Source organism: Streptomyces sp. MA5143a, from assembly GCF_900290235.1.
In the GTDB taxonomy this organism is placed as follows: Bacteria; Actinomycetota; Actinomycetes; order Streptomycetales; family Streptomycetaceae; genus Streptomyces.
Window position 1 is genome coordinate 26773 of the sequence record NZ_OLMK01000088.1, and the last position, 15927, is coordinate 42699.

Consider the following 15927-nt stretch of genomic DNA (forward strand, 5'->3'; position numbering starts at 1 on the left):
GGGCGCTGGAGGTGCGGGTGCGCCCGGCGCTCGGACGGCCGGGCGGGTCCGGGTGTCAGTGGGTGAGGATCTTGGCGAGGAACGCCTGGGCGCGTTCGCTGCGCGGGTTGTCGAAGAACTCGTGGGGGGTGTTCTCCTCGACGATCTGGCCGTCGGCCATGAACACCACGCGATCGGCGGCCCGGCGGGCGAAGCCCATCTCGTGCGTCACGACGACCATGGTCATGCCGTCGCGGGCGAGGGCCGTCATCACGTCCAGCACCTCGTTGACCATCTCGGGGTCGAGGGCGGAGGTCGGCTCGTCGAAGAGGATCACCTTCGGGTCCATGGCCAGCGCCCGGGCGATGGCCACCCGCTGCTGCTGTCCTCCGGACAGTTGGGCCGGGTACTTGTGGGCCTGGCTGCCGATACCGACCCGGTCGAGGAGTTCGTGGGCGCGCTGCTCGGCGGCCCTCCGGTTCTGCTTCAGCACCTTGACCGGGGCGAGGGTGACGTTGTCCAGGACGGTCTTGTGGGCGAAGAGGTTGAAGCCCTGGAAGACCATGCCCACTTCGGCGCGCAGTCGGGCGAGCTGCCTGCCTTCGGTGGGCAACGGCGTGCCGTCGACGGTGATGGCGCCGGAGTCGATCGTCTCCAGCCGGTTGATGGCGCGGCAGAGCGTGGACTTGCCGGATCCCGAGGGACCGATCAGCACCACGACCTCACCGCGACGCACGGACAGGTCGATGTCCTTCAGCACATGCAGGGGCCCGTAGTGCTTGTTGACCTTGTCGAGCACCACCAAGTCGGTGCTCGGCACCGCCCGTTGATGCGTCGCGGACATAACCTTGGTCATGGGAACACATTCCTCCCTTCCTCGGATTCGCCGACCGCGATGCCGTTCTCGGCGGCGATGGCGTCACCGTAGGAAAAGCGCACTCCCGCATTGGGCTTGTGCGCTTTCTGCTCAGCGGGAGGGTGAGGAAAGGGAGAGTGAGGAGCGGGAAAGGGAGAGTGAAGAAGGGGAAAGGGACGGCTTGGCCGCCTTCGCGGACACGTTCATCACGCCGATGGTGTCCCGGAATGCCTTGTCCCATCGGCCGTCGCGCACGTACCGCTGGATCAGCCCGCTGAGATAGTCACGGAAGTCGGTGTCGCCCCGGCGCACGCCGATGGCGTAGGGCTCCCTTCCGAACGGCTTGCCGACGAGCCGGACCGTGTCGGGGTACTGGCTCATCAAGCCCAGCAGGATGGACTCGTCCGTGCTGATCGCGTCGATCCGCCCGTCGACCAGCGCCGACATGCACTCGCTGTAGGTGTCGACGAGGACCAGACGGGCGTGCGAGACCTCGCCCCGCAACCGCTGCGCGGACGTGGAGCCCGCCGCCGTGCACACGTCCCGGCCGGCGAGGTCGGCGAGGTCGTGAATGCCCCGTTCGTCGCGGCGGACCAGCACGTCCTGACGGGAGTAGTAGTAGGGGTCGGTGAAGTCCACGAGTCTGCGGCGCTGTTCGCTGATCGAGTACGTCGCCACGACGATGTCGACGACCCCGCGGCGCAGGAAGTCCTCACGGTTGCGGGGCATGGTCTCGATGAACCGGATGTTGCGCTCGCTGCCGGTGAGGTCCTTCGCCACCATGCGGGCGATCTCCGCGTCGAATCCGGTGATCCGGCCGGTGGAGGGGTCCTTGTACCCGAAGAGCGGGTGATCGAACTTGATGCCGACGGTGAACGTGCCCCGGTCCTCGATGCGGGCCATGGCCGACCCCCCGGGGAAGCGTGGCCCGGTGTCCGGACCGGGCAGACCGCAGCCTCCGAGCACCAGACAGCTCAGCGCGGCCAGTGCCGCGCGGCGGGAGGTCATGAATCGCAGAAGCGGTAGCGGTGCTGCGGCCGCCCCGACGACCCGTAGCGCAGGCTCGTCACGACGTCTCCCCGGTCGGCCAGATACTCGAGATACCGCCTGGCGGTGGCCCTGCTGATGCCGACGGCCTCAGCGGTCTCGTGAGCCGACAGATCCCGTCCCGCGGCGGCCAGAGCGTCGAGCACCACCCGCTCGGTCGCGGCCGAGATGCTCTTGGGCCGGACGACCGCGTCGAGGTGCAGGGAGCGGAAGACACGGTCGATCGCGCGCTGCTCCACCATCCCCTCGCCGGCCGACAGGTGTTCCGAGGCTGCCGCGTATCTGAGGAGGGTCTGTTCCACGGTGCCTGTTCGGGCGGGCTTGATCAGGTAGTAGAGGGCGCCGCGCTGCATCGCCGCCTGTACGGCGGCGGACTCCCTCCTGCCGGAGATCACGATGACGTCCGTGGGCGCGTAGTCGGGCCGCCGAAGCTGATGGGCCACGTCCAAACCCGAGATGTCGGGCAGATGCAGATCAAGGAGGACCAGGCGCGGTGCGAACCGGCGCGCGGCGGCCAGCGCCTCGCGTCCGGTGTGCGCGATGGCCACGACCTTGAACCCGGGGATCCGGTTGACCTGCGCCCGCAGGGTAGTGGTGACGACCGGGTCGTCGTCCACGATGAGAAGGGTTATCTCCTTCGACGCCATCGCCACGCTCCTCGTTTCGGCGACCGTCCAGACGACCCCATAGATTCTCAATCGACGCGGTGTCCCCTTGGCATTTTGAGCATTGTGCTCATCGCAAATGTCTCTTTCAACCGCTTGACCTACTATTTTTTCCCGGCAACCACTCTTGTACTGCGGCAGCATCTCGATGAGCCGCCGGTTCACCTGGAGGTGAACGCTTTGGGAGGGCGACTCTCCAGGACCGGACGGCGTACCTGGTCGTTTGCGCGCCGCGGTGACGGCGACCGGGGATGGCTGTTCGCGGTGGCCGCGCTGTGGGTGCTGCTCGGCCTGCTGCCGCTCGGGCTGCTGACCTCGTCGAGTGTGACGCTGTCCGACCGGGCCGTCCGCAGCGAGGTGCGTGACCGGGTGGAGACGACCGCCGCGGTGAGCCGGGTGGTCGTGGAGCAGCAGATGGGGACGCTGAAGCAGCTTGTCAGCGCCTACGCGGAGCGGCCCGAGATACGCGCCTCGGCCGGCTCCGGTGACCGGGCGGCCGGGCCGGGGCTGGCCGACGCGCTGGCGGAGCTGGCCCGGATGCGGCCCGGGATCAGCGGAGTGATCGTGGCCGCTCCCGATGGCCGACTGATCGACGCCCAGCCCTCGGCCCAGCTGTTCCAGGACGTCAGCAGAACCGACTGGTACCGCGCGGTGCGCGACGACATGCAGCCATATGTGTCGCAGGCGTACACGCCCACCATGCGGGGTGTCTCCCGTGCCGTGGCGGTCGCGGCACCGATCCCGGACGAGGACGGCCGAAAGATGGTGGGCATCCTGACCGCCGTCTACAGCCTGGACGCGATCCAGGCGTACGCTTCCGAGGCCGCCGCGGCTCAAGGGATCCGGCTGCTGATCACGGACCGGGCCGGGGTTCTGGTGGCGGACCCGGCGGGCCGGCTGTTCGCGCTCACCTCCCTGCGGGAGGACGCGCGGGTCGACGCGGCGCTGGCCGGACGCAGGGTCTTCACCAACTGGCGCGGCACCGAGGGCGCGGTACTGTCGGCCTCCGAGCCCATCCCGGGCATCGGCTGGACGGTCACCGCGGAGGTGCCCGCCGACGAGGCACTGGCCTCCGCGGAACATCTGCGCGGCCGGGTCCTGTTCATCGCCGCGCTGCTCGCCGCCTTGATCCTGGCCGGGCTCGGCTTCCAGATCCACACCAGCCGCAGCCGTCGACGGGCGCAGCGGACCCTGGCGCGATACGCGGACGCGCTCGCCACGGCGCGGGACGAGGCGGTGCGGGCCTCGGCCGCCAAGTCCGAGTTCCTGGCCAAGGTCAGCCACGAGATCCGTACGCCGATCAACGGCGTACTGGGCATGAACACGCTTCTGCTCGACACCCGCATGGACGACGAGCAGCGCCACTACGCGAACACCGTGCAGGAGTCCGCGCGGAACCTGCTCCGGCTGCTGGACGACTTCCTCGATCTGTCGAAGGTCGAGGCGGGCCGTCTGAAGATCGAGAGGGTGGCCTTCGATCTGCCCCGGTTGTGCGACGAGGTCGTGGCCCTGTTCGCCCCGCACGCCTACCGGCAGGGCCTGTGGCTGACGCTCCGTCTGGCCGAGGACCTCCCCCAGCATGTGGCCGGCGATCCGGTCCGGCTCCGGCAGGTGCTGACCAACATCATCGGCAACGCCATGAAGTTCACCGTCCAGGGCGGGATCGACCTCGAGGTCACGCTGGAGGCGGACCGCGATCGAGGTGCTCCGTGGGTGGAACCGGACCATGATCGGTGTGCCCTGTCGCTGGAACCGGGCCGAGATCAACGTGCCTCGTCGTCGGAGTCCGACCACGATCGACGTGCCCTGTCGCCGGAGCCCGGCCTCGATCGACGTGCCCCGTCCCTGGAGCCCGGCCTCGATCGACGTGCCCCGTCCCCGGAGCCCGGCCTCGATCGACGTGCCCCGTCCGCCGTCGACCGGGTGACCTTGCGGTTCACCGTTCGCGACACGGGCATCGGTGTCGGCCCGGAGGACCGGGACCGCGTTTTCGAGACCTTCCGTCGGCTCGACTCGCCCATCACGCGCCGCACCGGCGGCAGCGGATTGGGGCTTGCCATCAGCCGGCAGTTGGTCGAGCTGATGGGCGGCAGGATCGGGCTGGACAGCGTGAAGGGCGTCGGCAGCCGTTTCTGGGTGACCCTGCCCCTGGACGCCCTCGCCCGGACCGCCCCTGCCCACGAGGAGCTGCACGGTCGCCGCGTCCTCATCGCCGACGCGGACGAGGACAACCGGGACCTGGCGCGCCGCATTCTGGCCGGTGCCGGTCTGGAGGTGGAAGAGGCGGCGGACGCCGCCGCAGCCACAGCCGCACTTCGGGCGGCGGCAGCGGCTGGGGCGCCGTTCGACCTGGCCGTCGTCGACCTCCACATGTCCCTCGCCGGGACCGGTACGCGTCCGGCCCGGCCGGATGACGACGACAGTGGGTCGCTGGCCGAGGCCGTCCTCGCCGACCCTCGACTCCGAGCGACCAGCGTCATCGTGCTGATCACTCCGGGACGCACCGGTGTCGCATGGCCGGCCGCCTCCCGCACCAAGGACCGGATCGTCCAGTCGGTGACGCTGCCCCTGAGCCGACGCCTTCTCCTGGCGGCGGCCCAGAACGCGCTCGGCGCGACGGGATCCCCCGACCCCCTTCCCCAGGCGCTCCTCCCCCAGTCGCTTCTCCCCCTGCTGTACGACGGCGGAACACAAGATCACCCGGGCGTTGGCGCACGCCCGGTCCGCCCGGCACGTGTCCTGGTCGTCGAGGACGACGACGTCAGTTCCCAGGTCGCACGGCTCGTCCTGCAGAAGGCCGGCCACCATGTCGACGTGGTCGACGACGGTGAGCGTGCCGTGCGGGCCGTCCTCCGCAAGCGGTACGACCTGGTCCTCATGGACTGCCAACTGCCGGGACTCGACGGCCTCGCCGCTACGGCCGAGATCAGGCGGCGCCAGACCGGACCCGAGCGCGTCCCGATCATCGCGATGACGGCGGCGGCCATGCCGGACGACCGGGTCCGATGCATCGAGGCGGGCATGGACGACCACCTCACCAAGCCGGTGGACTGGACACAGGTGCTCGCCCGTATCGCCGTGTGGGTGGCGGCGGAACCGCCCGTCGAGTCCGCCCCGCCGACCACGGCAGGCACACCGGCGGAGCTCGACGGTCTGCCCGCCGAGGACATCGCGGATATCGCGGACGCGTTCGCGGCGTCGACCCCCGATGTCCTCGGCCGGCTCCGCCGGACGCTGGAGGCCGGGGACTTCGACGCGGCACGCCTGTTGGCCCACCGCCTCAAAGGCAGCTGCGCGACCGTGGGAGCCACCCGCGCGGCGGAACTCTGCCAGGACATCGAAGCCGCTGCCACCGCACGGCGGCCGTGGACGTCTCATGACGACACCCCCCTCCCCGCGGTCCTGACACAGTTGGCGGACGAGATACGCCGGGCCACGCAGGAGTTGCGCAGCCGGTGCTGAGGATGCCTCCCGCCCCGCCGACGCGACACCGGCGGGAGGAAGATCCGTCGCCTGAATATCAGGGGACGGACCGGCGGGTTCCTGCACACGATCGGGTGGGCGACCACCTCGCGCAAGGTGACCCGCCGCCGTTTTGCCAGGGGGCGGTGGCTCGCCGGGCGGTTCTGCGGATCGCCCGGTCGCAGCCTGCCACTGGTCCATGTGACCGCACCGGGTGAGCGGCGTCTCACCTTCACGGCGTTGCTATGCAACGAGGTGCATAGCAGGATCGTGCGCATGGCGCTCGAGCACGCGATCCTCGTCTCCCTGTTGGAGAAGCCGGGCTCCGGCTATGAGCTGGCCCGGCGGTTCGAGCGGTCCATCGGGTACTTCTGGACCGCCACCCACCAGCAGATCTACCGCGTGCTCAAGCGGATGGAGAGCGACGGCTGGGTCGACGTCCGCGAGGTCCCGCAGTACGGGCGCCCGGACAAGAAGGAGTACTCCGTGGCAGGGCCCGGACGGGACGCGCTCTCCGCGTGGCTCCACGAGCCGACCGAGCCCGACAGCGTCCGGCACGATCTCGCGGTGAAGATCCGCGGCGCCGCCTTCGACGACCCGGCCGCCCTGATCAGTGAGGTCGAGCGACACCGACAGGCGCACACGGACCGCCTGGACCACTACCTCGCGGGCGCGGCCCGCGACTTCGGGGACACCCCGGCGGACGGTCCGATCGACGCCGAACGGGAACTCCAGCACGTCGTACTGCGCGGCGGTATCGCGTACGAGCGCATGATGATCGCCTGGCTCGACGATGTCCTCGCCACACTCGCCGGCTTCGCCCCCGGTCACTGACCGGCCGAGCCCGACCCCCGGAACGCGATCCCGGAACGGTCCTCCAGAAGGTGACCCCGGACCTGACCCGGGACATGCGTTCGCACTCACCCTCATCCCTCGTCCTTCACCCCTCAACCCTCAACCGAAAGGCGGCTCTCATGACCGACGCGCTGCTCTTCAACCCGCGGACCTACGACCCCGCGCACTTCGACCCGGAGACCCGCAGGCTGCTGCGCGCCACCGTCGACTGGTTCGAGGAACGAGGCAAGCGCCGGCTGATCGAGGACTACCGGACCCGTGCCTGGCTCGGGGACTTCCTCGCCTTCGCCGCCGAGGAAGGGCTGTTCGCGACGTTCCTCACGCCCGCCTCCGCCGCCGGGGAGGGCGAGGGCGAGGGCGACAAGCGCTGGGACACCGCCCGCATCGCCGCGCTCAACGAGATACTCGGCTTCTACGGCCTCGACTACTGGTACGCCTGGCAGGTCACCATCCTCGGACTCGGCCCGGTCTGGCAGAGCGACAACCCCGCCGCCCGTGCCCGCGCCGCCGAACTGCTCTCCCAGGGCGAGGTGTTCGCCTTCGGTCTGTCCGAGAAGGCGCACGGCGCCGACATCTACTCCACCGACATGCTCCTGGAGCCGGACGGCACGGGCGGTTTCCGGGCCACCGGCTCCAAGTACTACATCGGCAACGGCAACGCGGCCGGGCTCGTGTCGGTCTTCGGCCGGCGCACCGACATCGAGGGCCCCGACGGCTACGTCTTCTTCGCCGCCGACAGCCGCCACCCGGCGTACCACCTGGTCAAGAACGTCGTCGACTCGTCGAAGTTCGTCAGCGAGTTCCGCCTCGAGGACTACCCCGTCGCCCCGGAAGACGTCCTGCACACCGGCCGCGCCGCCTTCGACGCCGCCCTCAACACCGTCAACGTCGGCAAGTTCAACCTCTGCACCGCCTCGATCGGCATCTGCGAGCACGCGATGTACGAGGCCGTCACGCACGCGCAGAACCGCATACTCTACGGCCGTCCCGTCACCGCCTTCCCGCACGTGCGACGGGAGTTGACCGACGCGTACGTACGGCTCGTCGGGATGAAGCTGTTCAGCGACCGCGCCGTCGACTACTTCCGCACCGCGGGCCCCCACGACCGCCGCTACCTCCTCTTCAACCCGATGACGAAGATGAAGGTGACCACCGAGGGCGAGAAGGTCATCGACCTGATGTGGGACGTCATCGCCGCCAAGGGCTTCGAGAAGGACAACTACTTCGCCCAGGCCGCCGTCGAGATCCGCGGACTGCCGAAGCTGGAGGGCACCGTCCACGTCAACCTGGCGCTGATCCTCAAGTTCATGCGCAACCACCTCCTCGACCCGGTGGCGTACGAGCCCGTCCCGACCCGGCTCGACGCGACCGACGACGTCTTCCTCTTCCGGCAGGGGCCGGCCCGCGGTCTCGGCTCGGTGCGCTTCCACGACTGGCGGCCGGCCTTCGACACGTACGCCCACCTGCCCAATGTCGCCCGGTTCCGCGAACAGGCCGACGCACTCTGTGACTTCGTACTCAAGGCCGCGCCCGACGAGAAGCAGAGCCGGGATCTCGACCTGCTCCTCTCCGTCGGGCAGCTCTTCGCGCTCGTCGTCCACGGGCAGCTGGTCCTGGAGCAGGCAGCCCTGTCCGACCTCGACGAGGACGTGCTCGACGAGCTGTTCGCCGTCCTCGTGCGGGACTTCTCCGCCCACGCCGTCGAACTGCACGGCAAGGACTCCGCGACCGAGGAGCAGCAGCTCTGGGCACTCGGCGCGGTCCGCCGCCCGGTCGTCGACGGGACGCGTGCGGAGCGGGTCTGGCAGCGGGTGGAGGCTCTGTCGGGGGCGTACGAGATGAGGCCCTGACGCCTTGGCGCACGCGCACGGGGAACGGGGTGGCCGACACCCCCCACCCCAGGGCGCGTGCGCCGGTGTGCGTCACGCCGGTTGGCCGAAGGGCGGCTGGTGCGGGACCGCCCTCAACCTCCGATGACCGTGGCGTCGCGGAGTCGGGTGCTCGGGCAGAGGTAGAAGAGTTCGGGATCTCCCTCGTCGAGGCCGTGGAGCAGACCGACGGGGTGCCAGCCGGCGCGCTGTAGGAGCTGCTGCATGGGGTGGTTGGAGACGTTGGTCGAGGTGAACAGCTTCGTGGTGGAGCAGACGGTCTCGACGGCCGTGAGGAGACGTGCGCCCACTCCTCGTCGGCGGGCACTGGGGGCGACCATCAGCATGGGGACGAAGCCCTGCTCGAAGAAGTTGTACTCCAGCACGCTGTAACCGATAGGTCCCGACGAGTCTCGGGCCATGAGGGCCACACCCTGTTCGCACCAGCGCCGGATGGTGTCCCGTCGTGCTTGGTCGCCTCCCGCCGCAATCGAATCGATCTTGGCCAAAGCGGCCCAGTCCGACGGCTCCGCGCGGTCCACTTGAAGTTCACCGAGGTTCTCGACATCCATGGGGTGCATCGTGCCAACGCTGGGGCGGTCGGTGCTTGCTGCGGGAACTCAGTCTTCCCGCGCAGGTTTCCGTCAGCTGTCCCGAAGGCCGACCGCCAGCGTCAGTTCGAGGACCCGCTGCGGCGATGCGAGGTCCGGGAACAGCTCCCTCAGCTGTGACATCCGGTAGCGGACGGTCTGGGGATGGACGAACAGTGCCGCCGCCACCTCCTCCCGTCTGCCCTGGTGCAGCAGCCACGCCCGCAACGTCTCCTCCAGCCGCCGCGCGGTCGCGACGGGCAAGGTCCGCAGCGGGGCGAGCGCTCGGGCACGCAGGTCTGCGAACGCGTCCATGTCGGCGCTCAGCACCAGCTCGGGCAGGTGTTCCTCGGTGTCGCGGATGTCGGAGGAGAGGGACCGCGCGCGTACGGCTCGTGCGTACGAGGCGGACGCGCGAGTCCATGGCCGGGCCGGGCCGACCACGACGGTGCGGTCCGTCAGCTGCCTCAGGAGATGTGATCGGTCGGCATCGGGGACGAGCAGCACGCCGAAGGCGTCCGGCAGATCGTCGAGGACGAGGGTGCTGGGGTCGAGGACACGGTAGGCGGGCCGGGCATCGGCGGCGGGCAGCAGGACCGCGGTCAGGGAAACCGGAGGCTGCCACCCCGCCCGCTGAGCAGAGGCCAGCAGCACGTCCGGGCTCGCGCCGGACAGGAGGTCGCGGACCAGCTGTTCCAGGTGGCGCTCGTGGGCCCGGCCCCGGGCCGCCAGTTCGTCGGCGTGGCCCGCGGCGCTCGCGGCGGAGAGCTCGTCGATGTAGGCGAAGGTCAGCTCGGCGAACTTGGCGACGTCGGCGGCGGGCAGACCCGCGGGTACGGCGCCCGCGGCCAGGCATCGCCAGGCCACGCGGGCACCGACGCGGTAGGCGCTGAGCAGGGCGTCCATCGAACGGCCGTCGCGCACCTCGCCGCGGCCCAGCTCGTAGGCCGCGTCACCGGCGTCGCCACCCGTCGCGTTCCCGCTCGCGAGGTCCAGGTAGTGCCCCAGGGCGGTGCGGACGGCTCGGCGGATGGTGCCGCCCATGCTGCCCGACAGGGCGTTGGCGTAGGGAGGGACCTCGTCGATGATCGCCTGGACGACCTCGTCGGCGGTGGTCCTCAGCTCGGCCCGCAGTGCCGTGACCGTCGTCTCATCGAGGGCCAGTTCGGTGGCCCTCCGGATTGCTTGGCTCATCTTTTGTTCCCCGCGAACAATTCAGCCGACCAGATTCACGTCCTACGGTCAGGACTTTACGCCCTGCGGTACATCAAGCTGGAGTCATGACGAGTACTGCCCTCCGCAGCAGGGCGTGGAAACTGCTGGAGATGGTCACGACGCCGGTGCTGCCGTCGGACTACCTCGATCTGGTCAGCCCGCTGCGTGCGGGCGCCGACCTGCGGGGGCGTATCGAGGCCGTGCATCCCGAGACGGCCGACGCCGCGACCATCGTGATCAGACCGGGACGGGGCTGGCGCGGCCACACAGCCGGTCAGTACGTGCGGATCGGGGTCGACGTCGACGGAGTGCGCCTGTGGCGTGCCTACTCGCTCACCTCGCCGACGAACCGCCGGGACGGCCGCGTCACGATCACCGTGAAGGCGATCCCGGACGGCAAGGTCAGCAACCACCTGGTCCGCAGGGTGAAACCCGGCACACTGATCCAGCTCGACCAGGCGACCGGTGACTTCGTACTGCCTCGGGCCAAGCCCGCCAAGGTGCTCTACCTGACGGCCGGCAGCGGCATCACGCCCGTGATGGGCATGCTGCGCGACACCGAGTTCGACGACGTCGTCATGGTCCACTCCGCGCCAGGGCCCCGCGACGTGATCTTCCGCAAGGATCTGCACGACCTGGTCGCGGACAAGAAGCTGCGTCTGACCGAGCTGCACACCGACACCGACGGCATGCTCGACATCGCCCGCCTCGACGAGCTCGTGCCCGACTGGGCCGAGCGCGAGACCTGGGCCTGCGGTCCCGCGGGTCTGCTCGACGCCGCCGAGCAGCACTGGAGCAGGCACGGCGTCGCGGAACGCCTGCACACCGAACGCTTCCGCCCCGGCGTCGTCGTCACCGGCGACGGTGGCGGTGGCGAGGTCACGTTCAGCACCACCGGCAGGACCGTCGACGCGGACGGCGCGACGCCGTTGCTGGACGTCGGCGAGGAGGCCGGCGTGCTCATGCCGTCCGGGTGCCGCATGGGCATCTGCTTCGGCTGCGTCACCCCGCTCAAGGCGGGCGCCGTCCGCGACCTGCGCACCGGCGAGATCACCGAGGCCGAGCCGGGCGTCCTCATCCAGACCTGCGTGTCCGCCGCGGCGGGCCCCTGCGACATCGAACGGTAGGAGCACCTTGACCGCCATCGACCCCACCGCCCATCTGACCGCGGAGCAGATCGAGGAGCTCGGCCGCGAGCTGGACGCGATCCGCGACGAGGTGATCGCGAGCCGCGGCGAGAAGGACGCCGCCTACATCCGCAAGGTCATCTCGGCGCAGCGCAAGCTGGAGCTGGTCAGCAGGGGTGTGCTGCTGTTCTCGTTCTTCCCGCCCGCGTGGATCATCGGCACCGCGGGTCTGTCCGTGGCGAAGATCATGGACAACATGGAGATCGGCCACAACATCCTGCACGGCCAGTGGGACTGGATGAGGGACCCGAAGATCCACTCCACCACCTGGGAATGGGATCACGTCTCGCCGGCCGACCAGTGGAAGCACTCGCACAACGAGCTGCACCACACGTACACCAACGTGATCGGCAAGGACAACGACCTCGGCTACGGCATCATGCGCGTCGACGAGGACCAGAGGTGGTACCCGTTCCACCTCGGCCAGCCGGTGTGGAACTTCATCAACGCCTGCTTCTTCGAGTACGGCATCGCGGCGTACGACCTGGAGCTCGGCAAGAACCTGCGCAAGCGCCGCCGCAAGGACCCGGAGTTCCGCGCGCGGGCCAGGGCCGTGGGCCGCAAGATCCGCAAGCAGGTGCTCAAGGACTACGTGATCCACCCGCTGCTGTCGGGCCCGTCGTTCCTCACCACGCTCGCCGCGACGTTCACCGCGAACCTGGTCCGCAACATCTGGTCCCACTCGGTGATCATGTGCGGGCACTTCCCCGAGGGTGTGCAGGTCTTCGAACGCCGGTCTATCAAGGGCGAGACACGCGGCCAGTGGTATCTGCGCCAGATGATGGGCTCGGCGAACATCAGCGGCAGCAAGGCCATGCACTTCATGACCGGCAACCTGTCGCACCAGATCGAGCACCACCTGTTCCCGGACCTGCCGAGCAACCGGTACGCCGAGGTCGCGGTCAAGGTGCGCGCCTTGTTCGAGAAGTACGAGCTGGAGTACGTCAGCGGGCCGCTGCCCAAGCAGGTGTTCTCCGCGTGGCGCAAGGTCTTCCGGCTGTCGCTGCCGAACAAGAACCCGAAGGTCCAGACGCCTGACCGCGAACGGGAGCTCGCCGCGGCCTGATCCCGGTCTCGGCTCACGGGGGTCCCATGCCTGTCGCGTCGGGTGCCGGGTACACGGTGTGTGCACGTGCCGGGACGGTCGAAGGGGAAGGAGCCGGAGCAGTGGCGGTGAAGGCGATGGGGTGGGCGCACTCGTTCCCGATGTCCAAGGGAGTACGCGCGGGGCGGGAGTGGACACGCAGGCGTCTGGAGTCCCTGGACTGGGCCGCCACCGAGCCGCACACCGTGGACGCCATCGTGCTGGCGGTGTCCGAGCTGATCACCAATGCGCACATCCACGCGCACAGCGACGCACATCTGGTCCTCACCTGGGACGGCGACTGCCTCCATGTGAGTGTCCACGACGAGGACCCGACGCTGCCGCGCCAGCGCGAACCGGAGCCGGGTGAGGTCTCGGGCCGCGGAGTGGCCATCGTGCGGAAGCTCGCCGACGAGTGGGGGATCCGGTGCCAGCGGCAGGGCAAGACGGTGACGGCATGCTTCCGCCCCGTGGAAGGCGGTCCCGCCCCCGGCCCCGACGTCGATCCCGATCGTCGAACGGAGTGACGGTCGCCTCGCCTGTGGCGACATCTCCCCCGCTCGTCCGGTCCATCCCGCGCGGTCCCGCCTCAGCGCCGACGGCGGGCGTCGACGTACTCGACGCCCGCCGTCGGGATGGTCAGAGGGCGACGATCTGCCACTGCTGGCGCGTCAGTGACGTGTACGGCTGCTGCTCGAGGGCGGCTCCGTCGGCGGTGCTGCCCTCGTCGACGGCGAGGCAGAGCCCGCTGTAGCGGTTGGTGAGGAAGTAGTAGCCGTCACCGGTGGGTGTGACGGCCCAGTGCTGCTGGGGGACGTTGTCGTCCGACCAGATGCCGACGGTGCCACCGTCGGCACGGGAGAGCCCCTGCACCTCCATGAGCTTGCCGCTGCCCACACCCTTGATCTCGTAGTAGCCGTCGCCGGTCTTGGCGAAGGTCCACTTCTGGTTCGCCTTGTCGAGCCACGGCCACTGCAGAACGGGGGTGTTGTTCGCCGTGCCGTTGCCCTTCACGTCGGCGACCTTGCCGCTGTGCCGGGCGACCAGCCGGTAGGTGGTGCCGTCTCCGGGCAGCGTGGTGGACAGCAGGGCCGGCTTGGCCGTCCGGCCGCCGATGTGGACGCCGCCCATGTTGGCGTAGCCGCCGGTGGCCGCGTTGGCCTGGATCCGCACGAAGCCGACGTTCCGGGCCGACCACTCGACCACCTTGGGGGCACGGTTGCCGGCCCAGGTGCCGGTGGCGACCTGGGTGAAGTTCGTGCCGTCGGTGCTGGTGGAGATGGTGTACGAGGTGATGTCGCCGTCGGTCGAGTCGGTGCGGCCCCATTGTTTGGGCAGGTACTCCAGAGTGGAGACGTTGCTCCACACCCCGCCCAGGTCGATCGTGATCGAGTGGGGCAGGGCGTTGGGCAGTCCCCACGTCGACCAGCAGGTCTCGTAGCCCCTGTCGCTCAGTCCGTCGATGGCGTTGAGCGGTCCCTCGCGGTCGCGGAACCCGGTCGCGTAGGCGCTGACGGGTGTCACGGGGTGCTCGGCGCGCAGCGGCTGGGTGGGCAGCGGCGGCCGGGAGGTGTCGGGGCTCCAGGCCGCTCCGACTTCGGCGAGCCGGTTGACGATGTTGGTGTCCAGCTTGCCGTTGCGGTTGGGCGGGCAGTTGAGGATGAACGAGGTGTACTTCGGCTCCAGGTCCGCCAGGTGGGAGAGGATCGCGTCCTTGCTCATCGGGTCCTGGGTCGGCGTGTGCGGGTGCCAGAACCAGCCGTTGCTGATCGTCTGCCCCTGCGTGGCGGCGTAGGTGTTTCCGGCCGGCGCCGAGACGCCCAGCGGCTCCTCGAAGTAGATCGCGTCGCCGAGCCAGGGCACCGACAGGGCACCGTGGTCGATCATGATGATGTCCGGCTGGAGCGACTTCACGTGCTCGCGGATGCGCTGGTAGGAGATGGCCTGCTGGCCCATCTGCCATGCGTAGCCGTCGGTGATGAACATGTCGATGGTGCCGTAGTTGGTGAGCAGTTCGGTGATCTGCCCGAGTATGAAGGTCATGTCGGCGGGCTGGATGGCGTCCGTGATCTCCAGGCCGGACACCTTGTGGCGGCTCTCCCACGCCTCGACACCGAAGGTGCGGTCCCAGATCGAGTAGTAGAACGCGACCCGGAGCCCCTTCGCGCGGAAGGCGTCGCAGTACGCCTTCACCACGTCCTGCTTGTAGGAGCTGTTCGCGACGTTCTGGGTGCCGTAGGCGCTCGGCCACAGCGCGAAGCCGTCGTGGTGCTTGGTGGTCAGGATGCCGTAGCTCATCTTCGCCGCCGCGGCAGCGTCCGCCCACTGCGCGCAGTCCACGGCCGTGGGGGCGAACAGGGCGGGGTTCTGGTTGGGCGCGGCCCACTCCTCGTTGGTGAACGTGCCCAGGCTGAAGTGGTTGAACATGCCGAACCGCATGTTCGCCAGCTTCTCCAGGTTGGTCTGCGCGTCCGCCGCGGCCGCCTCCGCGAGCAGGGGGGACAGCGCGGGCATCACGGGCAGGGCGGTCGTGGCCGCGGCGGCGCCGACAGCACCCAGAAGCGCGCGACGGGACAGTCTTCCTGACGGCATGTTGACTCCCTGTTCGGTTGGCTCTGTGGTTCGGGTTGAGGCAGGAGGTGGGCAGCCCGAGGACCTTCGGTCTCCAGGCCCTTCTGGCGCGGGCTCCCTCAGGGCTCCAAGGCGCCGGATGTTACGCAAGAAGTTCGATGACGCAACAGCCCTGTGTCAACGGGTAAGTGGATGAAAGTGCTCTCGACGGAATCAGAAGATGCCGTTCTAGGTAGATAAGTTGCTATTTGTTCATCCGTAGACATGCAATGTCTGGAGCAGAACCCGAGCGGGCTGCCTCACGGCCGCAGGGTGAGCAAAGACGCCATGCGTGGCCCCTTCACCTACCGCGACCGGCCTTCTCAGGTCCACGGACTACCGCTGTCGGAAGTATTGACGCACCCCGCTCCCCACATTTAACGTCTGCCCGACCTTACGAACAACGTTCGATTTATCGGACAACTCGCACTGAGGACCGAGGAGTCGGCCACGGACGGTCGCCCGTCCGTCGAGGGCTGGGAGGCCGTCTCGCCGCACCGCGCCCCCGC

General features: G+C 69.2%; 12 protein-coding genes. 6 read left to right on the forward strand and 6 right to left on the reverse strand.

What is annotated here, in order from left to right; genetic code table 11:
* Positions 1-55: 55 nt before the first annotated feature.
* The 3 genes from SMA5143A_RS32590 to SMA5143A_RS32600 all read right to left on the reverse strand — a co-directional run bounded on the left by SMA5143A_RS32590 (position 56) and on the right by SMA5143A_RS32600 (position 2529).
* Positions 56-835, reverse strand: coding sequence for an amino acid ABC transporter ATP-binding protein (locus SMA5143A_RS32590; protein ID WP_107466451.1), 780 nt, complete (start codon positions 833-835; stop codon positions 56-58).
* Between the two features lie 111 nt (positions 836-946).
* Positions 947-1843 carry a glutamate ABC transporter substrate-binding protein gene (locus tag SMA5143A_RS32595; RefSeq protein WP_107466452.1) on the reverse strand — a complete coding sequence of 299 codons (897 nt, stop codon included), beginning with the start codon at positions 1841-1843 and terminating at the stop codon, positions 947-949.
* Positions 1840-2529 carry a response regulator gene (locus SMA5143A_RS32600; RefSeq protein ID WP_258193863.1) on the reverse strand — a complete coding sequence of 230 codons (690 nt, stop codon included), beginning with the start codon at positions 2527-2529 and terminating at the stop codon, positions 1840-1842. The genes SMA5143A_RS32595 and SMA5143A_RS32600 overlap by 4 nt, the downstream gene beginning before the upstream one ends.
* A gap of 198 nt (positions 2530-2727) precedes the next feature.
* On the opposite strand from SMA5143A_RS32600, the gene SMA5143A_RS32605 reads away from it, so the two are divergent.
* The 3 genes from SMA5143A_RS32605 to SMA5143A_RS32620 all read left to right on the forward strand — a co-directional run bounded on the left by SMA5143A_RS32605 (position 2728) and on the right by SMA5143A_RS32620 (position 8714).
* On the forward strand, positions 2728-6009 hold the full coding sequence (locus SMA5143A_RS32605; RefSeq protein WP_258193864.1) for a hybrid sensor histidine kinase/response regulator: 3282 nt from the start codon (positions 2728-2730) through the stop codon (positions 6007-6009).
* A gap of 276 nt (positions 6010-6285) precedes the next feature.
* Positions 6286-6843 carry a PadR family transcriptional regulator gene (locus SMA5143A_RS32615; protein WP_107466456.1) on the forward strand — a complete coding sequence of 186 codons (558 nt, stop codon included), beginning with the start codon at positions 6286-6288 and terminating at the stop codon, positions 6841-6843.
* A 140-nt stretch (positions 6844-6983) separates the two neighbouring features.
* Positions 6984-8714: an acyl-CoA dehydrogenase family protein gene (locus SMA5143A_RS32620; protein WP_107466457.1), complete on the forward strand. Its 1731-nt coding sequence runs from the start codon at positions 6984-6986 to the stop codon at positions 8712-8714.
* 113 nt (positions 8715-8827) lie between these two features.
* Here the strand turns inward: SMA5143A_RS32620 and SMA5143A_RS32625 are convergent, their stop codons facing one another.
* Both SMA5143A_RS32625 and SMA5143A_RS32630 read right to left on the reverse strand, forming a co-directional pair.
* Complete coding sequence (locus tag SMA5143A_RS32625) at positions 8828-9304, reverse strand: GNAT family N-acetyltransferase (protein WP_107466458.1); 477 nt, start codon at positions 9302-9304, stop codon at positions 8828-8830.
* A gap of 72 nt (positions 9305-9376) precedes the next feature.
* Positions 9377-10516 carry a PucR family transcriptional regulator gene (locus SMA5143A_RS32630; protein WP_107466459.1) on the reverse strand — a complete coding sequence of 380 codons (1140 nt, stop codon included), beginning with the start codon at positions 10514-10516 and terminating at the stop codon, positions 9377-9379.
* Between the two features lie 86 nt (positions 10517-10602).
* On the opposite strand from SMA5143A_RS32630, the gene SMA5143A_RS32635 reads away from it, so the two are divergent.
* The 3 genes from SMA5143A_RS32635 to SMA5143A_RS32645 all read left to right on the forward strand — a co-directional run bounded on the left by SMA5143A_RS32635 (position 10603) and on the right by SMA5143A_RS32645 (position 13335).
* A complete protein-coding gene (locus tag SMA5143A_RS32635; RefSeq protein WP_107466460.1) occupies positions 10603-11664 on the forward strand; it encodes a ferredoxin reductase in 1062 nt (353 codons plus the stop codon).
* A gap of 7 nt (positions 11665-11671) precedes the next feature.
* Positions 11672-12790, forward strand: a complete 1119-nt coding sequence (locus SMA5143A_RS32640) for a fatty acid desaturase family protein (RefSeq protein WP_107466461.1) — start codon at positions 11672-11674, stop codon at positions 12788-12790.
* A gap of 101 nt (positions 12791-12891) precedes the next feature.
* Positions 12892-13335 carry an ATP-binding protein gene (locus SMA5143A_RS32645; RefSeq protein WP_181362108.1) on the forward strand — a complete coding sequence of 148 codons (444 nt, stop codon included), beginning with the start codon at positions 12892-12894 and terminating at the stop codon, positions 13333-13335.
* A 112-nt stretch (positions 13336-13447) separates the two neighbouring features.
* Here the strand turns inward: SMA5143A_RS32645 and SMA5143A_RS32650 are convergent, their stop codons facing one another.
* Positions 13448-15400 (reverse strand): alpha-L-fucosidase, encoded by a 1953-nt coding sequence (locus tag SMA5143A_RS32650; protein WP_107466462.1) that lies wholly within the window; start codon positions 15398-15400, stop codon positions 13448-13450.
* Positions 15401-15927 lie beyond the last annotated feature (527 nt).